Consider the following 21,629-nt stretch of genomic DNA (forward strand, 5'->3'; position numbering starts at 1 on the left):
GTCAAACCGGGCCGGATTCCGTTTCGTTGTATGCACCAGATGTTCTGCTGCATTGAAACGTTTCTTACTTTCCTCAATTTTGACCAGTTCTTCCCACACAGATTCATACACTTCGACCAGATAGCGGACAGCAGAACGGTAAATCTCCAGTGTCTGGCGGATCGGAATATTCTGTTTTCGTAATTCAACACCATAACTGGATATGATTTTCATTCGCTTTCTCCTCCGGGTTTTAACGGGATTTTTCCTTCTGCCCTTCTATATAAGCAAGTACCTGTTCACGGCTCCGGTCACTGACCGTTACAGCACAATAAGACGGATTCCACAAATGCCCTCCCCACAACTCTTTCTTTAGCTCTGGATGCAAAAGGAACATCTGGCGCGCAAGATTCCCCTTCATGATTTTGATCATGTCTGAAATATAAAACTGTGGTCTGCAATCTACAAGCAGATGAATATGATCCGGCATAACCTCCATAGCCAGGATTTGAAATTTATATTCCTGTGCAAGACTTTCCAGCATTTCTTTGCATTCCACATCAATTCCGTCTTTTAAAACCTTTTTTCTGTACTTTGTACACCAGATCAGATGATACTGCAGAGAGTACACATATCCTCTACCATAGGAAAGACCATTTTTATTAATTGTAAACATATCTTTCTTCATAAAAATAGTATACCATATGCATAGGAATATATCAAACATTTGTTCCTCTTTTTGGTAAAAATTTTGCGCGTCTAACTCATCACTGAAGTAACGAGAATGCGACGCGCAGTTTTCAAAAGCCGTTTTTACTAAAAATACGTCTGCCGTTTTTGGTCATTATTACTATGCATTGATACCTGGTCAAATTTCTTCCGAAAACAGATGATTTCAGGAATCAACTTGTCGGCACACTCCTTTGTAGTATGTTGTCTATCCTCCATTGAAATCCCTCTTCTTTGGTGATACAATATGTTACAATGCTTATCAAAAGTTACATCATTTTGGGGGACATTTACACTACAAAGGAGAATTTATTTATGTTTCAGGTTTTTGTTGATTCAGCAGCAAATCTGCCTGCTGTTACTGCGAAAAAATACGATATCCATGTCGTTTCTTTCGTCAATCTTGTGAATGGAAAAGAGCTGGTCTGCTTCGACCCGGATCTGTCACCGGAAGAGGAGCTTGCAAAAGGAAAAGAATATTACAATGCCATGCGCACCGGCTGTGAAATCAAGACCGGACTGATCAGCACCGCAAATTTTGCGGATGCGTTCCGCACCGCTCTTGAGGCAGATCAGGATGTCATCTATCTTTCCTTAAGCAAAAACATCAGCGGAACTTATAACTCCGCAAGACTTGCTGCAGAGGAGCTTCTTGAAGAATACGGCGGAAAACGTAAAATCCGCCTCGTCGATTCCCTGAATGCCTCTCTTGCACAGGGCATCCTCGCCATCTATGCCAGCGAGATGCGCGATCGGGGCATGAACGTAGACGAAGCGGCAGATCTTCTGGAAACCTACGTTAGCAAAATGAACGGTGTTTTCACCGTCGGCGATCTGAAATATCTTTCCCGTACCGGAAGAATCAAGGGAAGTGTCGCTGTGGTCGGAAATATGCTGAAAATCAAACCGATTCTGCGTGGAAGTGAAGATGGCTATATTGTTTCCTACAAGAATGTCCGCGGACGCAAGGCCGTTTTAAATGAACTGATTCGTCTTTTCTGTGAAACGATCGAAGAACCGGAAAAGCAGATCGTCGGAATCGCACATGCAGATGCCTATGAGGAATCTCTTTATATGATGGAAGAAATCCAGAAAAGAGTGAAGGTGCGTGAATTTATCAATACTTCTTACGATTACTGCACCGGAAGCCATGTCGGACCGGATACGATCGCTTTGTTCTATCTCGGAAAAGACCGCAGTCTTCTGTAAAAGGAGCAACCAGACTAACCACTGCTGTTCCCCTGTATTTTTCCGAAATTGCTGTAAACAGCGGAGATACTGTTTCTTCTTTCCATGCATAATTCCACCTGTTTTTCCACATACTACCCATACAGCACAAATTATGGAAAGTACATTGCGGAAACAGGAGGAATTTTTCATATGAAAGCGACGGGAATTGTTCGAAGGATTGATGATCTGGGGCGTGTGGTAGTTCCCAAGGAAATCCGGCGCACGATGCGGATCCGGGAGGGACAGGCCATGGAAATTTATACCGGACGGGAGGGTGAGATTATCCTGAAGAAATACTCACCGATCGAAGAGCTGGCGGAATGCGCAGCTGGGTTTACAAAATCGATTTCAACGGTGACCGGATGTCTCGTCTGTGTTTCGGATCAGGAACAGATTGTGGCGGCAAACGGGCCGGAACAGAAAAATTATCTTGGCAAGTCCATCAGCAGCCGGCTGGAGGAGGCGATTCTGAACCGGAAAACAGTACTTGCGCGTCCCGGTGAAAAGGCTTATTTTTCAATTTTGGAAAACACAGACAATACTACTCCTCTGCCGGAGCTCATTTTTCCGATTCTCTCCTCCGGTGATGCCATCGGTTCGGTCATTCTCTGCGGCAAAGACAGGGAGTCCCTGCTGGGCGACACGGAAAAGAAGCTCCTCCAGGTAGCTGCAACGTACCTCGGACGGGAAATGGAAAACTAAACAGGGGATTTATCGAAGGCAATTTATCAAAGGCTTTTTGCATCATCCGCACCGGTTATGCAAGAGGCCTTTTCCTGTTATTCTGTAATTCGAGATATTCCAATTTTATCTTGCTATTTACACCTGCATTGTCTACAATAAAAATGACGTGCACGAAAACCTTCAGCCGATACGCCCGAAGCTTTTCTGTGCCTGCTTTTATAAGCCGGGAAAAATTCCCGGAGTATCCTACATTACACAAGGAGGAATTTCCATTCATGAAATACATTGCAAAGAAATTCGGCTCTCTCCTTCTTACGCTGCTTCTTGTATCCTTTTTGTCGTTCTTTGCCTTTTCCGTCATACCCGGAGATGCAGCAAAATCGCAGCTTGGAACAGAAGCAACGCCGGAGCGGATTGAGGCTCTGCAAAAGGAAATGGGACTGGATCGGCCGGTTCTGGAACGGTATGCTTCGTGGGTAACCGGCTTTTTTCATGGAGATCTCGGCACCTCGTATTCGTACTCGATGCCGGTCGGAGAACTGATCCGCGATAAAGTTCCGATTACCATCGCTATCACCGTTATCGCATTCCTGATGATCCTTGTTGTCTCGATTCCCATCGGCATTTTCACAGCACAGCACGCCGGAGGCCATCTGGACCGGCTGATCATGACGATCAATCAGGTGATCATGTCTGTGCCGGGATTTTTCATCGGTATTCTGATCACGTATCTTTTCGGTCTGATTCTCAAATGGTTTCAGCCGGGCGCCTATGTGCCGATTTCTGAAAATTTTTCCGGTTTTATCGGTTATCTTGTTGCACCGTCTGCCGCCATTGCACTTCCACGCTGTTCCATGGCTGTCAAAATGCTGCGCAGCTCTGTGCTCTCGCAGCTCGATGCCGACTATGTGCGCACCGCCTATTCCCGCGGAAACAGTACACGCCGTGTTATGTATCACCATGTGCTGAAAAACGCCCTGATTCCGGTACTGACCTTCTGGGGCATGACAATCGCAGATATTGTGGCAAACAGCATTATTCTGGAACAGGTTTTTTCGATTCCGGGCATGGGCAATCTTCTGATCACTTCGATCTCCAACCGCGATTACCCCGTGGTTCAGGGCATCCTTGTACTGATCGCCGCCCTCATTATTATCATCAATTTCGTGGTAGATCTGCTGTATGGCAGAATTGATCCGCGTATCCGCGTAAAAGACTGACGGGAGCTTTCGATCATCAGCTCCCGCGACCGAAAGGTCGTGGGGAGCCGCCCACGACAAAAGAAAGGGTTTTCATTATGAAAAAGAAACGCAATCTCACGCTGATCATCGGAGCTGTTCTCACCGCTTTTATGCTTCTGTTTCTTCTGATCGGCTTTTTCTACACACCGTACGACCCGGACGCAATGAACGGCGCAGCCAAGTTTGCTGCTCCATCTCTGTCACACCCGTTCGGCTGCGATCACTTTGGACGCGATATTTTCAGCCGCGTCTTAAAAGGAACCGGTACAACCTTCTTCGTCGCTTTCGCTACTCTGCTGCTCGGCGGAACCATTGGTGTTCTTGTCGGTGCGTTCACCGGGTATTTTGGCGGATGGATTGACGAAATCCTGATGCGCATAAACGATGTCATTGTTTCCTTTCCGGGAATCCTGCTGGCGCTGGTATTTATCGCACTGCTGGGTCCCGGCAAATACAACGTGATCCTTGCACTCGGTATCGTATTCATTCCGAGCTTTGCACGTATCACCAGAAGCGAATTTCTCGCACGCAAAGATATGGACTATGTCAAAAGTGCCCGTCTGATGGGTGTTTCCCATCTTCGGATCATATTTGTACATATCCTGCCAAATACGGTCCCGTCCCTTCTTTCGATGGCAGCAATCGGCTTCAACAACGCCGTTCTCTCCGAGGCCGGCATGAGCTTTCTCGGCATCGGTGTCCAGCCGCCCGATGCCTCGCTTGGACGGATGCTCTCAGAATCCCAGACGTATCTGATGACTGCTCCCTGGGGCTCTGTTTTCCCCGGTCTTGCCGTCATTTTACTGGCGCTTGGCGTATCGCTCCTCGGCGACGGATTACAGAAGAAAGGCGGTAACTGATATGGCACTTCTCGATGTACGTGACTTAAAAATTGCATTTTACGATACCACGCCACCGACCGAAGTGGTAAAAGGCATCTCCTTTTCCTTAGAAGAAGGTGAGACGCTTGGCATTGTCGGGGAATCCGGTTCCGGCAAAACCCAGACGGCGCTCTCCATTCTGCACCTTTTAAAGGAAAATTCCGCCGTATCCGGCGGAGAAATTCTCTACGAAGATTCTTCCGTTGCGCACGCTTCCAGCCAGGATCTGCAGCGCATCCGCGGAAAAGAAATCAGCATGATTTTTCAGGAACCGATGACCTCTTTAAATCCGGTTCTGACCATCGAAGAACAGATTGCAGAGGGACTGCTGATCCATGAGAGCTGCACACCGGCAGAACGTCATGAAAAGGTTCTTGCCATAATGCATGAGGTCGAGCTTCCCGACCCGGAAAAGCTTTGCAAAAAATACCCTCACCAGCTCTCCGGCGGTCAGCGCCAGAGGGTGATGATCGCTGCGGCGCTTATTACAGAACCGAAGCTTCTGATTGCAGACGAGCCGACAACAGCTCTTGATGTGACGATTCAGTCGCAGATCTTAAAGCTGCTGAAAAAAATCAATGAACGCCATCACACGGCGATTCTTTTTATCTCACACGACCTCGGCGTCATCCGTTCGCTCTGTGACCGGGTCATCGTCATGAATCATGGGACGATTGTGGAATCCGGCAGTGTAGACGATGTCTTTTTCCACCCGAAGGAAGACTACACCCGCCGCTTGCTCGATGCAATTCCGAACCGACGAACATCGCTGCGAAAGCGAATCAAAATCGCTCCAACAGCTCAATGGCCGACAGGCTCTGACAAAAAAGCTGCTCCGCCTGCGGAAAAGGAGGAATAACCCATGGAAGAAATCAGTCCGAACAACATTCTGAAAGTCAGCCATATTTCTGCCTCCTATCAGGAGGGAAAGCAGAGAAAAACGGTGCTTCATGATATCTCTTTCGAGCTTCATGAAAATGAAATTCTCGGTCTCGTCGGAGAGAGCGGATGCGGAAAATCGACACTCTCCAAAGTGATCTTAGGATTTATCCGCCCAGATGAGGGCGAAATAATTTCGCAGGTCGACCATCCGCAGATGATTTTCCAGGACCCGTTTTCCTCCCTGAATCCGGCGAAGAAAATCTCCTGGATTTTAGAAGAACCGCTTCGGATGCAGAAGGTTCCGAAAGAAGAACGAAAAAAACGGGTTCTTGCGATGGCTGAAAGAGTCGGTCTCTCCGCAGAGCACCTGAAACGCCGCCCGCATGAGCTCTCCGGCGGCCAGCGCCAGAGAGTCAGCATCGCGGCCGCACTGATCCAGGGCTCACGCCTGATCCTTGCCGACGAACCGGTTTCCGCTCTCGATGTGACGATTCAGAAGCAGATCATGGAGCTGATGGTTCAGCTTCAGGAGGAGCTTCAGCTCTCGATTCTCTTTATCTCGCATGACCTCAACGTGATCTATCAGATGTGCGACCGGGTTCTCGTGATGAAAGAAGGCCGGATTGTGGAGAACGCGGAGACGGAAGAGCTGTTTGCGCATCCGCAGAATGATTATACAAAGGAGCTTCTGGCGGCATCACCGGAGCTGTAGTTTTATTTCCAGCATTCTCTAAACACCCGAAGTACATTCTTGGAAAAGACCTTCTCGATCTCCTCATCGGTGAAACCGTCGTGGCTCATCACATCTGCGAGATGCTGCATATGCGCAGCGTCCGGCACATCCGTCTTGCCGCTGAAACCGTCAAAGTCGGTTCCAAGGCCGATGATGTCGATGCCGCCGACGTTTCGCAGATACTTCATATGGCGTACCATGTCCATCGTCGATGCCTTTTTCGTTGCCGGCTCCTCCTCGCGCAGAAACGACGGACAGAAATTGATACCGGTGACGCCGCCACGCTCTGCGAGCTGACGAATCATTTCATCCGAAAGGTTTCGCAGATGGAAGCACGCACCGCGCGCATTGGAATGGGATGCAATGACCGGACCTCTCGTATGTGCAAAAACATCGCGGATTCCGGCATCATTTAAGTGTGATAAATCGATCACTATGCCGAGCCGCTCCATCTCCTCGACAAAGGTAATACCGGTCGGTGTCAGCCCGTTTTCAAGATCCGGAAGATATGGCTTTCCCTCTTCCTGCGCCGGGTTCGGGAATCCAAGCTCATTCGGAAAGTTCCAGGTCAGCGTGGAAATCCGCACACCGAGATCGTACAGTGTGTGCAGTTTTTCGATACTGCCTTCGTAAACACCACCCTCTTCGACGGTCATCACCGCACCTATTTTTCCTTCCTTCTGTACCTGCATCAGATCCGCATACGTTTTGATCTGACAAATGCGGTCCGGATACCGTTCCACCTCTGATTTCCAGAGATCAGCCAGCTTTCTCACATGCTCAAACGGTGTTTCGTCTTTCAGTCCCTTCAGGAACGTAAACAGAGAAAAGCACTGGCAGAGGCTGCCGCCCTTTTCCAGCTTATCCAGATTGATCTGAAGATCCGCATCCGCAAGATGCTCCTGTTTTTCCTTCCACTGCAGCGCCGGGATGGTGTCGCAGTGCATATCAATTACCTGAAACATGGCAATAATCCTCTTTTCTGTTTTTTCTCTATTCTATCATACTTCGCTGCATTCCTTCACAAAAACTGGAAGAAAACGTAAAAAACCGCCTGGCTCATGGTAAACCCATAAGGCTAGAGAAAATATATCTTTCCGGAATCGCAAAAAATTGGGGGTCCGCGTTTTTTCTCGAAAAAAACTTGCAAATCTCGTCTGAGATGATATACTTTTTGCATTGTGTTACTTTATGAAAGCACTGATCTTCCAAGAAAGTGCTTCTGCTTATGAAAAAGAAAGAGGTATCTATGCTCCAACTGATTGAAACCATCAACAATGCCGTGAACAATTTTATCTGGGGTGTTCCGGCTATGATCTGCATTTTCGGTGTCGGCCTTTACCTGAGTCTGCGCACCCGTTTTCTCCAGATTCGAAAATTCCCGTATGCGATCCGCACAACGCTCGGAAGAATGTTCCGCAAACGAGATGCTTCCGATGGCGCAATTACACCGTTCCAGGCGGTCTGTACAGCACTTGCCGCCACGGTCGGTACCGGTAATATTGCCGGTGTTGCCGGCGCTATCGCTATCGGCGGACCCGGTGCCGTGTTCTGGATGTGGGTTTCCGCCCTGCTCGGCATGTGTACGAAATTTGCCGAGGTAACACTGGCTGTTTTCTATCACGAGAAAAACGCCAACGGGGAACTCGTCGGCGGACCGATGTATTACATCAAAAACGGTCTCAGCAAAAAATGGCATTTTCTGGCCTATCTTTTCGCTGCTTTCGGTGTACTGACTGTGTTCGGAACCGGAAATGCAACGCAGGTCAACACCATCACAACCGCAGTCAACTCCGCACTGATGAATTACCATGTGATCTCAAAAGACGCGATCCCGACCTCCAACCTGATTCAGGGTATCATTATTGCGGCACTCGTAGCGCTGATCCTGCTCGGCGGTGTCAAACGGATCGCACAGGTAACAGAAAAGCTCGTTCCGTTTATGGCTCTGTTTTATATTGTCCTTGCCATCGGTGTAATTTTACTGAATCTCAACCGGATTCCGTCTGTTTTCGTATCGATCCTTGAGGGCGCCTTCCGTCCCTCTGCTGTTACAGGCGGTATCGTCGGAAGCATGCTCATGAGTGTGAAAAAAGGTGTGTCCCGCGGTATTTTCTCAAACGAGGCAGGTCTTGGTACCGGTTCGATCGCGCATGCCTGTGCCGACACAAAAAAGCCGGTCAAACAGGGTATGTTCGGTATCTTTGAGGTATTTATTGATACGATCGTGATTTGTACCTTAACTGCACTTGTTATTCTCTGCAGCGGTACTTCCATCACCTACGGACAGGCTGCCGGCGCAGAGCTGACCATCAGCGGTTTTACCCTTACATACGGAAACTGGGTTTCGCTGCTCACCGCGTTCGCGATGTGCTGCTTCGCCTTTTCCACGATTCTCGGATGGGGACTTTACGGTGCACGCTGCATCGAGTTTTTATTCTCCGAAAGAATCACAAAATATTTTATGGCCGCCTATGCGCTGGTTGCCATCCTTGGCGCCACCGCAAACCTCGGCCTGATGTGGAGCATTGCCGAGACCTTCAACGGCCTCATGGCAATCCCAAACCTGATTGCGCTCTTCCTGCTTTCGGGCAAGGTTGTGGAGCTTACAAAGGAATATTTTTCCAGAGAAGGCAAAACCCGGTAAAATTCCTTTTCTCGCGGCGCATTCCCTTCTTCTGTAAGAAAATCATGTAAATTCGCCTTTTCCCTTGACAATCAGGTTGCTACCCCTTACACTGTTAAAAGTTTATAACATGTTTACCAAAGAGGGAAAACCGGGAGGAACTTTTGAATGGAAAAATGGAATGAAGTAAAACTGGTGCCGGAGTTTTCGGAACAGGGCGTGGACTGCTATCGCCTCGCAGGCGGCGATTATGAGAACGAATACTATATCGTTTCCGAAGCAGAGACAAGAAAGCTTCTGAACACACCGGAGGTTGTCGGATATGAGGTTTATCACTGCCTGATTCCGTCTACTTCACAGATGCTTTATTATTTTAAAGAGCAGGGAAAGGTAACCGCAGCCAACATCCTTTCCATCCTGCGCGGCGCTTTGAATTATCCGCTGGAGGAAAGCTGCTACCGTGAGCACATTCGTGTGCATGACATCAGCTTTCTGTCAAGTGAGCGTGTCTTCAAAGAAGAGGAGATCGCGGGTCTGGAAATCAAATACAGCAAGCTGACAATGGTTCCGGGAAGCACACTTCTGATCGGCGATATCATCGCAACGGGTGAGACGCTGATCCACTGCCTGCGCTACGTAACCGATTTCTACCGTGAGCACGGTGCTTCCCTTCGTAACATTATCATCTTTACGATCGGCGGCACAACCGGAATCAAAATCCTGGAACGTCTCACAAAAGAAATCCGCGAGTTCTGGCCGGAGTTTGAAGGCTTTATCACCGTATATTACGAAGGAATCTTCAGCACCTATCAGGACAAGGGCGTATCCGGAATCAATCTGCCGGATGTCGATTTCTACTGGAAAGACGGTATCATTGCACCGGAGTTCCGAAGAGAAACGCTTTCCATGCGCGATCCGCTGTTTGAAAAATGCATCATCTACGATGGCGGTGCAAGACGCTATGAAATCCACGAGCACGTCGAGGAGGTTCTCGATTTCTGGAATAAAATGCTGGAGAGGGCCGACCGGATCGACTTTACCAGACTGCTCGAGGAGAAGCTCGGCTGCCCGCTTGGCGCATCCTACGAAGAGTGGATTCACATCAATCACTACGAAGAAATCGATGAACGCGTGGCCAAATGGCTGTACCGCCAGGAAAAAGGTTACATTGCAAGCCTTGGCGATGCTACCCTGAAAGAAATTGCGGCTGAACGAATTGAAGAGTTTACCGCAGCACTTCGCAAATACATGCTGTAACAAAAAACCATTTCTTACGGTTCGCTGAATTTCGGCGAACCGTAATCACAGTTTTCAGGAGATATTATGGAAAAAGAAAAGAAAGTAAAAGATGTTGACTTCGCGGACAGCGCAGTTCCGGCTTCTGCCCGGAAAAATGTAGTAACTATGTTTATGATCATGCTTGGCTTCACCTTCTTCTCGGCAAGCATGTGGGTCGGCCAGCAGCTCGCTGACGGCCTCGATTTCTGGGGCTTTTTGGGATCACTGATCCTTGGTGGAATCATTCTTGGTATTTATACCGGTCTGCTCGGCTACGTCGGTGCAAAAACCGGTCTGTCACTTGATCTTTTGTCCCAGAGAGCCTTTGGCGAAAAAGGTTCCTATCTGCCGTCAGCCATGACCAGCTTTACGCAGATCGGATGGTTTGGTGTCGGTCTTGCCATGTTTGCAATTCCGGTTTCCAAGGAGCTGCTCGGTGGAAGCACTGCGGCACAGTGGGGACTTGTTATTCTTGCCGGCGTCTGCATGACCGCCTCTGCCTATTTTGGTATTGAATCTCTGACCATCGTCAGCTATATCGCTGTACCAAGTGTTGCCATTCTCGGAACGATCGCCATGGTCATGGCCGTAATGAGAGGCGACGGAACGATCATCGATCAGTTTGCCAAATCCAGCGGATCTCTGACTATCATCGGCGGTGCCGGTCTTGTCATCGGCTCCTTCGTTTCCGGCGGAACCGCAACCCCGAACTTCGCACGTTTTGCAAAGGACGGAAAAGCGGGTGCCATCACCACGGTTGTGGCCTTCTTCATCGGAAACTCCCTGATGTTCTTCTTCGGTGCCGTTTCCTCGATCTTTGTCGGCGGAAACGATATCTTCGAGGTTATGGTCCGCCTGAACCTGTTCTACCTGGCTGTTCTCGTTCTCGGTCTTAATATCTGGACTACAAACGACAACGCTCTGTATACCGCAGGTCTTGGTCTTGCCAACATCTTCCATCAGAGGAAAAAACCGATGGTTCTCCTTTCCGGTATCATCGGAACGGTTGCCTCCGTATGGCTGTACTACAACTTCTGCGGCTGGCTCAACATTCTGAATTGTACCCTGCCGCCGGTCGGCATGATTCTGGTGCTCGCCTACTTCATGAACAAAAAGGACTTTGAAACCGATCAGCCGAAGCTTAAAACCGTAGACTGGTTTGCGGTTGCCGGTGTCATTCTCGGTGCCATTGTTGCGAACCTCTTACACTGGGGCATCGCTTCCATCAACGGCATGGTTGTTGCCGCTGTATGCTACTGTGTCGGACAGGCCGTAAACAAAAGAAAATGAGCAAAATCGTCCTGAATATGTTCCTGTATCTTATCTCCGGAACATGTTCAGGGCTTTTTATTTTTTCGGATTCGCGTTATAATATATGCATAACTCTGCATAGTTACAATTTTCGAAGCGAAAGGAAACTGCCCGGATGATCCATTCCACCGTATCTGCTCCCAAAGGAGAAAAAACAAAATACCGTCTTGCCGAATCCATGAAGGAGTGCATGAAATCAACCCCTGTCGAAGAGATCACCGTGCGCCAGATCTGTGAAATCTGTGGTGTTACCCGCCAGACCTTCTACCGCAATTTTCTCGACAAATACGATCTGATCAACTGGTATTTTGATAAATTACTGACAAAATCCTTCGAACATATGGGTCGCGGAACGACCGTTTTTGACAGTCTGGAAAAGAAATTTACCTATATTCAGAAAGAAAAAGCTTTTTTCGCCGCTGCCTTCCGCTACGACAAGCAGAATTCTCTGCGTGAGCACGATTTCGATCTGATTCTCGCGTTCTACGAAAATCTGATTCACGAAAAAAGCGGCAGTCCGGTTTCACCGGAAATACATTTTCTTCTCGAAATGTACTGTCAGGGTTCCATCACCATGACCGTAAAATGGGTGCTTACCAGCATGGATCTGACACCTTCCGAGTTTGCCGCTCTTCTCGTCCGGGCAATGCCGGAAGACTTAAAAAAACTGTTCCGAAATCTGCAGCTGCTCTCTTAGAGCGTGTCAAAGTGGGACTTGCAGATTGCGGAAATGGTTTTTCAGACACGCTCTGGTTATTTTTCACAAATTTTGTTCTGTTGTTTTTGTCACAATGGCGATTTTTTTTAAAGTGTTACACTTCGCCTCTTCTGTCACTTTCTTTTTCCCTTCCGGATTTGTTAATATAATAACAAGTTCAGTAAAACTATTTATTCATTTTAGAAGGGAGTTTTTCAATCATGGCAAATCGTATTAATTTAAATGCAACCTCTTATCACGGAGCAGGCGCTATTGCCGAAATCGCAAATGAAGCAAAGGCACACGGCTTCAAGAAAGCTTTCGTATGCTCTGACCCGGATCTGATTAAATTCAACGTTACTTCCAAAGTAACCGATATTCTGACCGCAAACGGACTCGACTATGAGCTTTACAGCGATATCAAGCCAAACCCGACCATCGAAAACGTAAAACACGGCGTAGAAGCTTTCAAGGCATCCGGCGCTGACTATCTGATCGCCATCGGCGGCGGCTCTTCTATGGATACCTCCAAAGCCATCGGTATCATCATCGCAAACCCGGAGTTTGAGGATGTCAGAAGCCTTGAGGGCACCGCACCGACCAAAAATCCGTGCGTACCGATCATCGCCGTTCCGACTACAGCCGGTACTGCTGCAGAGGTTACCATCAACTACGTTATCACCGATGTAGAGAGAAAACGTAAATTCGTATGCGTTGACCCGCACGATATGCCGATCATCGCAGTTGTTGACCCGGATATGATGTCCTCCATGCCGAAAGGCCTGACCGCTTCCACCGGTATGGACGCTCTGACTCACGCAATCGAAGGCTACACCACAAAAGCTGCATGGGAAATGACTGACATGTTCCATCTGAAAGCCATCGAACTCATCTCCAAATCTCTGCGCGGTGCTGTCGCAAACACCAAAGAGGGACGCGAAGGCATGGCTCTTGGCCAGTACATCGCAGGTATGGGCTTCTCCAACGTAGGTCTTGGAATCGCTCACTCCATGGCACACACCCTTGGTGCTGTTTATGATACCCCACACGGTGTTGCATGTGCCATGATGCTTCCGATCGTTATGGAATACAACCAGGAGTGCACCGGTGAGAAATACCGCGAAATCGCACGTGCCATGGGCGTTACAGGTGTAGACGAAATGTCTCAGGAAGAGTATAGAAAAGCAGCGATTGATGCTGTTAAGAAGCTGTCCGCAGACGTTGGAATCCCATCTGTTCTCGAGGCAGTCAAAGAAGAAGATCTGCAGTTCCTTGCAGATTCCGCACACGCAGATGCCTGCGCACCGGGCAACCCGAAGGATGCAAGCGTAGAAGATCTGAAGGATCTGTTCCGCAAAATCATGGCGTAACGAACATAATTCGTTTCCCACATGCGAAGCGGATATTCACAATCCGCTTCGCTACTTGCTCATAACCAAATAACTGCTCCGCAGTTTATCAGAAGGAGCTTGCACTCCTCCTGATACAAGCAAGTCCCCACCCACTGCTTATTGCTTTTCGCAATGGAAGCAGGGGACTTACTTGATTCGGTTAAATCACCCCGGAAAACAGAAGTTTTCATCCTGTTTTCCGGGGTGATTTTTCTTTTTATTTTACTGTATTTCCGTCTGCATCCACAGTCACGGTATTGACTGTTGCATTGTCGAGAACCATATTGATCATGCGCTCCATCATGATGTTGCGCACTACCGTATCTTCCCCGTAATAGTCATTGGCTGCCTTCAGGAAATCTTCCTGCGACATATTGGCATTGGCTGCCTCGTCGTTTAAGATCTGCTGGTAATCCTGGTCATCTGTAGTCCAGCCTTCTGCCTCTTTTACGGCATCCAGAAGAAGGGCACTTTTTGCCATCGTTCCTGCATACGTTGCTTTCTCCTGATTGTAGGTTGCTCTGTCCGCATACTGCTCCAGATAGTCGTCCAGGGAAATGCCGTAATTCTGAAGATAAGTGGTATACCGTTTATCGTAATCTTCTTCGCCAAGGGTGATATAGGATTTCGGAATTTTGTGAAACGTACAGCCGTCTGCCATCTGCTGCATCGCGTCATTCTGCAGATTATTTTCCGCTGTCGTCTCATTTGCAGCCTCCAGCTCTGCGCGTTTTCCGGCACGGTATTCCTCCACAGTACTGTAATCTGTATTTTTTGCTACCCATGCATCATCGAGCTCCCATCCGTCAATGTTTTCTGCCGGGCGGGTAAACGCATTTACCGTAACGGTAAACACAACGTCTTTTCCTGCCAGATCGGTACTCTGATAGCTGTCCGGGAATTTCAGGTTCAGATCCTTTGTCTCCCCCGTTTTCATTCCAACGACACCATCTTCAAATCCATCGATGAAGGTTCCGGAACCAATCACCAGATTGTAGGAATCACTGCTTCCGCCGTCAAACTCCTTGCCGTCAACTTTTCCAACATAGGCAATATCGGCGGTGTCGCCTTTTTGTACGGTGGCATCCGGATCGTCCATGGTGACAGCTGTCTCTGCCATAATGGCCGTCTGTACGTCATCATCCGTTACCTGCTCTACTTTCTTTTCCAGTGTCAGCTTTTTGTAATCTCCAAGCGTTACACACTCTGCCGGATCAACTTCCTCATCGACAACCGGAATCCCGTCTACATCACTCGGGGAAGCGTATTCCTCAGAAGCTGTGCTGTCGGACGATGTGCTGCCTGCGCTCGACGCATCGGATGCTGAGGAAGCGCTTGTGCTGCTTGCGCTTGATACGGAACTGCTGCTTGTTGTATTGTTTTTTCCACATCCGCTCACACTGGCTGCTCCCAGTGTCATGAGCAGAAGCATGACTGCTGCTTTTCTTTTCATTCTTGAATTTTCCTCCATACTACGCCGTTCCCGGCGCGTTGTAAATCTCATTTTACCATACTTGTCTGGTAAAAAAAAGGCTGGGGCTCCGATTTTAGAAATTCTTATGATTTTCGACCGTAAAATCGCCTGGATTGCGCTAAAATGTGTTTGCGTTTTGCCGAAATCAATGTTAGAATGTTCATAGACTGGCATTGTATGTTCCGATGCCCACATTATTTTTTGCAGAGGAGGAATAGAGGGATGAAACCCTGGATTATCGTATTAATCGTATTAGCTGTCATCGCTGTCATCCTTGGTCTGCTGTATTACTTCGGTAAAAAAGCACAGACAAAACAGGCCGCACAGCAGGAACAAATGGAGGCCATGAAACAGACTGTCTCCATGTTGATCATAGATAAGAAAAAGCTTCGCATGAAAGATTCCGGACTTCCACAGATGGTCATCGACCAGACACCGAAAATGATGCGTCGTGCAAAACTGCCGATCGTCAAAGCAAAAGTCGGTCCGAGAATCATGACCCTGATCTGCGACGCTTCTATCTTCGATCAGATCCCGGTAAAAAAAGAAGTCAAGGCTACCGTAAGCGGTATCTATATCACCGGAGTTCGCGGCATCCGCGGTTCTTTAGAGCAGCCGGCAAAGAAAAACGGCTTCTGGCAGAAAATGCTCCGCAAGGCACGCGGCGAGGAAAAATAAAATTTCATCTGAAGCAAAAAGAAACACGCTTTGCGTGTTTCTTTTTGCTTTCGCGGCAGTCGCCAAGGTCTCGTGCAAGCCCGGACTTTGGCTCGTTGCTCGCGAAAATACCCGAGTTGAATGATTTTCATTCTTCCCGGGTATTTTTTTATAAATTCAGTTTTCCGCCTTCCCGCGGTCTTACCTCGATATCGATTACGCAGTCCCCCACGTAGCTGTCGTTGATGTCGAGCGCGTATTCTGCCTTCAGTAAAATCTGATCCGGCGTCTCTTTCATTCTGACCTTCGTCGCCGCAACTCCCATGTTGATCATGCCATATGGCGTGTGATAAAACGAAATGTTCTTTTTATCCTCCTCAAAAATCATATGGACATCAATGAGGCCGCGCTTGCGCACCTCGAGGGCGTTTTCCGTAAATTTGATCATATTGTGCGTCATCATGTCAAAGCCTTCGGTTGCCTCGTCGTAGATCAGAAAGTGATGGCCGTTTTTCTTGTAGTACGAACCCGTCGTCATAACCTCCACCGGTTCTTGTTCGCCGGATTCCTCATCCATCAGATACTGCAGTCCGCGGATGCTGATGAGTACGTCTTTTTCCATCCTTTTCTGATGTTCCTCTCTCTTTTCTGTATGTCGTTTTTAATAGTTTTCAATCTGTACCTGTTTCGTATCGCTGATCTGCTCCGGCAGAACGGAATGTGCGAAGGCATTGAACCGCTCCACGCCGTCGCTTGCGAAGAACTGGTATTTCTGACGGCCCAGCTCATCGTTTCCCGGATTCTCCAGATCCAGCTCCCGCAGCAGTCTGCGCAGTGCCTGTGAGGTTTCGTATGCCGGGTTGACGAGTGTTACTTTTTCTCCGACTACTTTCCGCAGCAGAGAACGCAGCAGCGGATAGTGGGTGCATCCCATAATCAGCGTGTCGATGTCTTTATCCAGAATCTCTGCCAGATAGCGGCGCGCCACTTCCTCGGTGATCGGATCTTTTGTCCAGCCCTCTTCCACGAGCGGCACGAACAGCGGACACGGTTTTCCGTAAACGGTGATCGCCGGATCTGCCTCGGTAATGAGCTGCTGGTAGAGGCCGCTCTGAATAGTGCTCTCGGTTGCGATGACGCCGACACGCTTGTTCTGCGTCGTCTCGACGGCCATCTGTGCGCCCGGTTTTACCACGCCGATGATCGGGAGATCAATCTCTTTTTCGATCGTATCGAGTGCCAGCGCACTTGCGGTGTTGCAGGCGATGACGATTGCCTTGACCTGCTGGGTTTCCAGAAAGTGTACGATCTGGCGGGAATAACGGATGACGGTATTTTTCGATTTGGAACCGTACGGCACACGCGCGGTATCTCCAAAATATACGATTCGTTCGTCGGGCAGGTTTCGCATAATCTCACGCACTACGGTCAGTCCGCCGACACCGGAATCAAAGACGCCGATCGGCGCCTGTCTGTCTGCTTTCATACTTTCCTCCATTTTTCATCCGGCATTACTTTTTTGTCATGCCGAATGGGGTTCATTTCTATATTTAATATATCTGAATTTTTACATTTCTTTTTTCATTTCACGACCCTGGTTAAAATAGGTTGCTGATACATTATTTTAACCCGAATGGAGGAATATTGCAATCATTTCTCTTGAAAGTCTTTCGAAAAATCCGCCTAACGCCAGAAAAACCGGAACGAAATCCAGTCACTTTTCAGGATTTCGCGGTAGGCGGCGTCACTCAACAGATTCTGCAGCGGAATCCGGCTTTTTTCGACTTTTTCTGCACTTTCGCCGTCCTCGTTTACGGGGCGCAGGGCATCCGAAAAGCAGATGGACGGGTACAGCATGCACCACCAGTTGTGCCCTTTGGCTCTGCCGATGTTGATCTGAAGAGCGTCGTACGTTCCGGCGGGGAGAATATAATTGCCCGTTTCTTTTTCCTCAAAACTGGCTTTTCCGTACGTTACGGTGATATCGTCAGTACTGCCTCCTGCGCGCAGCGTCTGAAGGGCGGCGGCACGGATGGAGGGCTCGTTTTCACGCAGGATTTCTTCGGTTTCTGCTTTTGTTTCGGCTCCGTGCAGGATCGTCTGCAGTTCTTCGGCAACGGCATCGCGTACCTGAAGCTTGATCTGCTGGTCGGAGGCGCAGTCGCTGTTGGCTCTTACGTGAAAGCGCACGATCTTTGCAGCGACTTCCTGCTGCAGACGGGACTCGCGGAGAAGATTGGCGGTTCCGGAAAGGATCAGCGCCGCAATGCAGACGGGGAGCCAGCGGCGGCAGAAAATTTGAAATGCCGCCTGGAATTGACTTCTATACTGGTTCCCAAATGTATTTCGGGGCTGCGCCTGCCTGTCCCTGGATTTCTTCTGTGTCTGATTTTGATTCCGTTTCCGGCTCTGTACTTTTTTCTCATTCATATGCTGCCTCCTGTTTTTTCCAGTTTTGCCGGATTTCAAAACTTTTATACACAGACACTCACTGCCCGCTCCGATATTCCATACACTTTAAACCTTTTACGGCGCTTTCGGAATCCACAGAATGCTCCTTTCGTTTTCCCACGCATAGCACAAGTCCGCCAGTGTCACCGCCTCTTTTCTTTTCACCCGGTTGTCATAAATTCCGCACAGGTACTCACCGACAGACTCCACCTGTTTTCCGTTCTGCTCCATGATATCTTCTGGTTTTTCTGCGTGAAACAGATAGGCACTGTGCCCAAGCGCACGGTCCTGTTCCAGGTACTTCAACAGTTCTTCCATCCGTCCCCGGTCACTGAGCAGTGCATCGGAAAATACAATCGCCTGGACGTGTCCGGTGTCGAGATCATATTCCTCTGTGCTGTCATATTGCTGCGCAATCTCCTCAAACGTCTCCGCTTCAAAGAACAGCGATGCGGGGTCCTCGTCGGTTCCCTCCTCCTGCTCATCCTTTCCCTGGCCGGTCACCACCGCAAGATTCGCAGGCGCATACCAGACGCGCCATTTACCGCCAGCCGTCTCCTTTTCTCCGCCGCTCTCACTGACCGCCGTCCCGGTTTCTTCCCCAGTTTCACTGTTTTCCGGCGCAGTCGCCTCTTCCGACATATAATCAAAGGCAACCGCCAGTGGATACAGCCGCTTTTCCGGCTCTACTGCCCCGCAGGATGACAGGAAAATCATACTGCCCAGCGCCAGACACACAAGCCGCAGTTTTTTCATATGCTTCTGGCAGAAGCCGAGCAGCACCGTGATGGCAAGGAAAAACGGAAAGTAACCGTATCGGACCGACCAGCCGCTTTCCGCGCATGACAGCAGCCATATAAAAAGCACTGTACCGATCCGTACATAGAGATTCTGCGGTTTCCACAGTCCCGTCTTCTCTCCGATCAGCGATACGTAAAACAGCAGACTTCCCAGTGTGAACAGCAGTCCCATCAAAAGAAATGCCATCCACAGAATATCAAACCGCTCCAGAAATCCACCCGGCAGGCTCGTTCCTGCCATTAACAGTAAGAGCGGGTCCTGCGCCGCAGCCGTGCCGCGCCGGCCGAAAACGCCGAGCAGCGCCATGCTTCCTGCAATTACAAGAAGCCCCGTTTTCCAGATACTCTGCGTCACCGGAAGAATGACACTCCTGTGCTCTTTCTGCACATGCCCCAGTAAAAACGGCAGCAGCGCAATCGGTGTTCCATTTTCCAGTGTTCTCCACACATTCCACCCAAAAAGTATTCCGTTATCCACAATTTCAACAGACTTTGCTGTCTTCCAGGCATCCTCAAACGAGGAAAAATGCATCTGCGGAACCGTCAGCAGAAGCAGAATCAAAATCCCGCCCACAATCCACGGATAGAGTGCTTCCGCCAGCCGTCCTCTTTTCTGTACTTCACTGCCGACACCAAACCCGGCCGCCGCGAGCAGAAACAGTCCGCAGAGCTCCTGCGGTACACCCGCTGTCAGATACGCGGCGGCAAGCTCCGCCATTCTGCGAAGCAGTGTTCCGCCGAGGAAAAGCAGATAACACAGATACATCACTGCCAGAAGGAGTTTCCCAGCCTTTCCCATCACGCTTTCCAGGCGGCAGTAAAGCCCGCCAAGGCGCACGAGATAAATGCACCACACCGCCAGCAGCCCATATCCAACGAAAATCCCTGCCATACCGGGCAGGCCGTCCGATGCGCCGTACGCCGCGAGCTGCCAGAACGCCGGGCAGAGCAGAACGAGCACGATCTGGCGTTCCATCTGGCGCTGTGAAATTCTGTCATTTTCCGAAAACATGCGTCACTCTCCCCTTTCCTGTTTTTCTTCCGGCTCCGCAGCTTTTCTGTTTTTCCGCAGCCGCACTCTCTGATTGCGCTTTGTAAAGACCGGCCGCTCCCGCATCTGATGCAGCGGCGGCCGCCATACGGAATCCTTCGGCGCATGGTAGCCCGCAAGTCCTTTCCCGACGAACGGCATCAGATAGGGAATGCCAAAACTCGTAAGCCCGGCAAGATGACCCGCGAGAAGAAACGTGCCGAGCACCATGCCGAAAATGCCGAGCCATCCGCCGAGCAAAATGAAGCCGAACTTCAGCAGCCGGAACGGCGCACCAAACTCTTCGTTCGGAATCGCCAGCGAACAGAGCGCCGAAACCGCAACCACAACGACGGTCATCGGGCTCACCAGATTGGCGGAAACCGCTGCATCTCCGATGATCAGCCCGCCCACAATTCCGATCGTCCCGCCAAGCGGCCCCGGCATGCGCACACCGGCCTCGCGGATCAGTTCAAAAGCAAATTCCATCAGAAGAATTTCCAGAATGCCGGGGAACGGAACGCCTTTCCGCGCTTCGGCGAACGCCAGCAGGAGTTTGGTCGGAAGCACCTGTGTGTGAAAGCCCGTGACAGCCAGGTATCCGCCCGAAATCCACAGGGTGAGAAAGACCGCCGCATACCGCAGCAGCCGCTCAAATGAGACGATCAGAAAATGATGATACCGGTCCTCACTGACCTTTAAAAAGCTGTCAAATGATGCCGGGAAGAGAATCCCGACCGGGGAATTATCACATAAAAGCAGGATTCTTCCGTCCAGAATCTCCATCGCCGCGCGGTCCGGCCGTTCGGTCGTCTCGAAGCGCGGGAACGGCGATTTCCACTGCGGTTCGCAGAGCTGCTCGACCATGCCGCTGTCAAAAACGCCGTCCACCTCCCAGCCGGCAATCTGCTGTTTTACCTCTTCCAGAAATTTCGGATAAATCAGCTCTTTCTCATACACCAGAGCCAGAACCGTATCAGAACGCGCACCAAAATGTATCTCCTCCACTTTCAGATCGGTGGTCCGCAGACGCTTGCGGACGAGTGCCGTGTTGGTTTTGACAGAGTCGGAAAAACCTTCGTTAGAGCCGCGCAGCACTTTTTCGGACTCCGCTTTTTGCACTCCTAAATTTGGATAACCCTTCGATCCGATCTTGACTGCACGGTCATAATGATCCACAAAAAGAATTGCATTTCCCGCAAGCATGGAAGCGAACGCAGCTTCCATAGTGTCAAATTCCAGTGCATCCGAAATTCCGAGCTGATTTTCCGAGAGAACCCCCGGGATATCTGCCTCGGGAACCTCCATCAGACGGTTCAACAGCTTCCCGATCACGGAATCCTTCAACATAACGCAGCTCACCGCCACTTCTACGTAGATCAGCAGCGCACCGGTTCCGCCCGTTTTGCCGAGTTTCATCGGGCGGATCTGAATATCATCGCAATTTTCACACCATGTACGGATCACGCTTTCATTTTCCGCCAGTGTGAGTGAAATCTGCGTCTTCTCTTTTTCCATGCCTGCGTCCCTCCTTCTCCTCCTTTTGAAAGCTTCC

The 21,629-nt window shown here is 49.6% G+C and carries 21 protein-coding genes and 1 pseudogene; 13 read left to right on the forward strand and 9 right to left on the reverse strand.

Features of this window, described 5'->3' with window-relative positions; translation table 11 throughout:
* Together DW915_RS15935 and tnpA are read right to left on the reverse strand one after the other, a co-directional pair.
* A pseudogene (locus DW915_RS15935) lies at nucleotides 1–213 on the reverse strand (IS200/IS605 family accessory protein TnpB-related protein); the annotation flags it as partial.
* A 19-nt stretch (nucleotides 214–232) separates the two neighbouring features.
* Complete coding sequence (tnpA, locus tag DW915_RS14030) at nucleotides 233–667, reverse strand: IS200/IS605 family transposase (protein WP_118742340.1); 435 nt, start codon at nucleotides 665–667, stop codon at nucleotides 233–235.
* Between the two features lie 356 nt (nucleotides 668–1,023).
* Between tnpA and DW915_RS14035 the strand changes: the two genes are divergently transcribed.
* From DW915_RS14035 to DW915_RS14065, 6 genes are all read left to right on the forward strand, one after another.
* The gene (locus DW915_RS14035) at nucleotides 1,024–1,917 is read left to right on the forward strand and encodes a DegV family protein (RefSeq protein ID WP_118742322.1); all 894 of its coding nucleotides are present in this window, start codon (nucleotides 1,024–1,026) and stop codon (nucleotides 1,915–1,917) included.
* 171 nt (nucleotides 1,918–2,088) lie between these two features.
* On the forward strand, nucleotides 2,089–2,640 hold the full coding sequence (locus tag DW915_RS14040; RefSeq protein WP_117801849.1) for a stage V sporulation T C-terminal domain-containing protein: 552 nt from the start codon (nucleotides 2,089–2,091) through the stop codon (nucleotides 2,638–2,640).
* A gap of 257 nt (nucleotides 2,641–2,897) precedes the next feature.
* Nucleotides 2,898–3,842 (forward strand): ABC transporter permease, encoded by a 945-nt coding sequence (locus DW915_RS14050; RefSeq protein WP_022462693.1) that lies wholly within the window; start codon nucleotides 2,898–2,900, stop codon nucleotides 3,840–3,842.
* A gap of 77 nt (nucleotides 3,843–3,919) precedes the next feature.
* A complete protein-coding gene (locus DW915_RS14055) occupies nucleotides 3,920–4,723 on the forward strand; it encodes an ABC transporter permease (protein ID WP_022462692.1) in 804 nt (267 codons plus the stop codon).
* Nucleotide 4,724: 1 nt separating this feature from the next.
* Nucleotides 4,725–5,603 (forward strand): ATP-binding cassette domain-containing protein, encoded by an 879-nt coding sequence (locus tag DW915_RS14060; RefSeq protein ID WP_022462691.1) that lies wholly within the window; start codon nucleotides 4,725–4,727, stop codon nucleotides 5,601–5,603.
* 3 nt (nucleotides 5,604–5,606) lie between these two features.
* A complete protein-coding gene (locus tag DW915_RS14065; RefSeq protein ID WP_117510043.1) occupies nucleotides 5,607–6,338 on the forward strand; it encodes an ABC transporter ATP-binding protein in 732 nt (243 codons plus the stop codon).
* Between the two features lie 2 nt (nucleotides 6,339–6,340).
* Here the strand turns inward: DW915_RS14065 and DW915_RS14070 are convergent, their stop codons facing one another.
* Entirely contained in the window at nucleotides 6,341–7,324 is a 984-nt protein-coding gene (locus DW915_RS14070) for a dipeptidase (protein WP_118742323.1), read from the reverse strand.
* A gap of 284 nt (nucleotides 7,325–7,608) precedes the next feature.
* Here DW915_RS14070 and DW915_RS14075 point away from each other — a divergent pair, with 284 nt between their 5' ends.
* From DW915_RS14075 to fucO, 6 genes are all read left to right on the forward strand, one after another.
* Complete coding sequence (locus DW915_RS14075) at nucleotides 7,609–9,006, forward strand: alanine/glycine:cation symporter family protein (protein WP_118742341.1); 1,398 nt, start codon at nucleotides 7,609–7,611, stop codon at nucleotides 9,004–9,006.
* Nucleotides 9,007–9,153: 147 nt separating this feature from the next.
* The gene (locus DW915_RS14080) at nucleotides 9,154–10,242 is read left to right on the forward strand and encodes a hypothetical protein (RefSeq protein WP_118742324.1); all 1,089 of its coding nucleotides are present in this window, start codon (nucleotides 9,154–9,156) and stop codon (nucleotides 10,240–10,242) included.
* A 66-nt stretch (nucleotides 10,243–10,308) separates the two neighbouring features.
* Nucleotides 10,309–11,553, forward strand: coding sequence for a cytosine permease (gene codB, locus DW915_RS14085; protein WP_118660603.1), 1,245 nt, complete (start codon nucleotides 10,309–10,311; stop codon nucleotides 11,551–11,553).
* A 136-nt stretch (nucleotides 11,554–11,689) separates the two neighbouring features.
* The gene (locus DW915_RS14090) at nucleotides 11,690–12,271 is read left to right on the forward strand and encodes a TetR/AcrR family transcriptional regulator C-terminal domain-containing protein (RefSeq protein ID WP_117801843.1); all 582 of its coding nucleotides are present in this window, start codon (nucleotides 11,690–11,692) and stop codon (nucleotides 12,269–12,271) included.
* 3 nt (nucleotides 12,272–12,274) lie between these two features.
* Complete coding sequence (locus DW915_RS16605; protein ID WP_416388165.1) at nucleotides 12,275–12,382, forward strand: DUF6783 domain-containing protein; 108 nt, start codon at nucleotides 12,275–12,277, stop codon at nucleotides 12,380–12,382.
* Nucleotides 12,383–12,492: 110 nt separating this feature from the next.
* On the forward strand, nucleotides 12,493–13,641 hold the full coding sequence (gene fucO, locus DW915_RS14095) for a lactaldehyde reductase (RefSeq protein ID WP_055226239.1): 1,149 nt from the start codon (nucleotides 12,493–12,495) through the stop codon (nucleotides 13,639–13,641).
* 238 nt (nucleotides 13,642–13,879) lie between these two features.
* Here fucO and tig read toward each other — a convergent pair whose 3' ends face one another.
* Nucleotides 13,880–15,115, reverse strand: a complete 1,236-nt coding sequence (gene tig, locus DW915_RS14100; RefSeq protein WP_158581067.1) for a trigger factor — start codon at nucleotides 15,113–15,115, stop codon at nucleotides 13,880–13,882.
* Nucleotides 15,116–15,358: 243 nt separating this feature from the next.
* Between tig and DW915_RS14105 the strand changes: the two genes are divergently transcribed.
* Nucleotides 15,359–15,814, forward strand: a complete 456-nt coding sequence (locus DW915_RS14105; protein WP_118742326.1) for a hypothetical protein — start codon at nucleotides 15,359–15,361, stop codon at nucleotides 15,812–15,814.
* A gap of 148 nt (nucleotides 15,815–15,962) precedes the next feature.
* On the opposite strand, the gene DW915_RS14110 is transcribed toward DW915_RS14105, so the two are convergent.
* The 5 genes from DW915_RS14110 to DW915_RS14130 form a co-directional block, all read right to left on the reverse strand.
* A complete protein-coding gene (locus tag DW915_RS14110) occupies nucleotides 15,963–16,415 on the reverse strand; it encodes a DUF1934 domain-containing protein (RefSeq protein WP_022462143.1) in 453 nt (150 codons plus the stop codon).
* A 39-nt stretch (nucleotides 16,416–16,454) separates the two neighbouring features.
* Entirely contained in the window at nucleotides 16,455–17,279 is an 825-nt protein-coding gene (gene murI / locus DW915_RS14115) for a glutamate racemase (RefSeq protein ID WP_055221779.1), read from the reverse strand.
* Nucleotides 17,280–17,476: 197 nt separating this feature from the next.
* A complete protein-coding gene (gene spoIIR / locus DW915_RS14120) occupies nucleotides 17,477–18,223 on the reverse strand; it encodes a stage II sporulation protein R (RefSeq protein WP_117762086.1) in 747 nt (248 codons plus the stop codon).
* Nucleotides 18,224–18,319: 96 nt separating this feature from the next.
* Nucleotides 18,320–20,056, reverse strand: coding sequence for a GerAB/ArcD/ProY family transporter (locus DW915_RS14125; protein ID WP_118742327.1), 1,737 nt, complete (start codon nucleotides 20,054–20,056; stop codon nucleotides 18,320–18,322).
* A 3-nt stretch (nucleotides 20,057–20,059) separates the two neighbouring features.
* Nucleotides 20,060–21,592: a spore germination protein gene (locus DW915_RS14130; RefSeq protein WP_118742328.1), complete on the reverse strand. Its 1,533-nt coding sequence runs from the start codon at nucleotides 21,590–21,592 to the stop codon at nucleotides 20,060–20,062.
* Nucleotides 21,593–21,629: the final 37 nt, after the last annotated feature.

The organism is Blautia sp. AM42-2, assembly GCF_003480245.1.
Classification (GTDB): Bacteria; Bacillota; Clostridia; order Lachnospirales; family Lachnospiraceae; genus Fusicatenibacter; species Fusicatenibacter saccharivorans.

What these genes read in the sequence shown, in the direction of transcription:
- fucO (WP_055226239.1), top strand. Translation starts at nt 12,493, where the DNA reads ATGGCAAATCGTATTAATTTAAATGCAACCTCTTATCACGGAGCAGGC.
- DW915_RS14050 (WP_022462693.1), top strand. Translation starts at nt 2,898, where the DNA reads ATGAAATACATTGCAAAGAAATTCGGCTCTCTCCTTCTTACGCTGCTT.
- DW915_RS14090 (WP_117801843.1), top strand. Translation starts at nt 11,690, where the DNA reads ATGATCCATTCCACCGTATCTGCTCCCAAAGGAGAAAAAACAAAATAC.
- DW915_RS14075 (WP_118742341.1), top strand. Translation starts at nt 7,609, where the DNA reads ATGCTCCAACTGATTGAAACCATCAACAATGCCGTGAACAATTTTATC.
- DW915_RS14125 (WP_118742327.1), bottom strand. Translation starts at nt 20,056, where the DNA reads ATGTTTTCGGAAAATGACAGAATTTCACAGCGCCAGATGGAACGCCAG.
- tnpA (WP_118742340.1), bottom strand. Translation starts at nt 667, where the DNA reads ATGAAGAAAGATATGTTTACAATTAATAAAAATGGTCTTTCCTATGGT.
- DW915_RS14040 (WP_117801849.1), top strand. Translation starts at nt 2,089, where the DNA reads ATGAAAGCGACGGGAATTGTTCGAAGGATTGATGATCTGGGGCGTGTG.
- DW915_RS14080 (WP_118742324.1), top strand. Translation starts at nt 9,154, where the DNA reads ATGGAAAAATGGAATGAAGTAAAACTGGTGCCGGAGTTTTCGGAACAG.
- codB (WP_118660603.1), top strand. Translation starts at nt 10,309, where the DNA reads ATGGAAAAAGAAAAGAAAGTAAAAGATGTTGACTTCGCGGACAGCGCA.
- DW915_RS14035 (WP_118742322.1), top strand. Translation starts at nt 1,024, where the DNA reads ATGTTTCAGGTTTTTGTTGATTCAGCAGCAAATCTGCCTGCTGTTACT.
- DW915_RS14060 (WP_022462691.1), top strand. Translation starts at nt 4,725, where the DNA reads ATGGCACTTCTCGATGTACGTGACTTAAAAATTGCATTTTACGATACC.
- murI (WP_055221779.1), bottom strand. Translation starts at nt 17,279, where the DNA reads ATGAAAGCAGACAGACAGGCGCCGATCGGCGTCTTTGATTCCGGTGTC.
- spoIIR (WP_117762086.1), bottom strand. Translation starts at nt 18,223, where the DNA reads ATGAATGAGAAAAAAGTACAGAGCCGGAAACGGAATCAAAATCAGACA.
- DW915_RS14055 (WP_022462692.1), top strand. Translation starts at nt 3,920, where the DNA reads ATGAAAAAGAAACGCAATCTCACGCTGATCATCGGAGCTGTTCTCACC.
- DW915_RS14105 (WP_118742326.1), top strand. Translation starts at nt 15,359, where the DNA reads ATGAAACCCTGGATTATCGTATTAATCGTATTAGCTGTCATCGCTGTC.
- DW915_RS14130 (WP_118742328.1), bottom strand. Translation starts at nt 21,592, where the DNA reads ATGGAAAAAGAGAAGACGCAGATTTCACTCACACTGGCGGAAAATGAA.
- DW915_RS14110 (WP_022462143.1), bottom strand. Translation starts at nt 16,415, where the DNA reads ATGGAAAAAGACGTACTCATCAGCATCCGCGGACTGCAGTATCTGATG.
- DW915_RS14065 (WP_117510043.1), top strand. Translation starts at nt 5,607, where the DNA reads ATGGAAGAAATCAGTCCGAACAACATTCTGAAAGTCAGCCATATTTCT.
- DW915_RS14070 (WP_118742323.1), bottom strand. Translation starts at nt 7,324, where the DNA reads ATGTTTCAGGTAATTGATATGCACTGCGACACCATCCCGGCGCTGCAG.
- tig (WP_158581067.1), bottom strand. Translation starts at nt 15,115, where the DNA reads ATGAAAAGAAAAGCAGCAGTCATGCTTCTGCTCATGACACTGGGAGCA.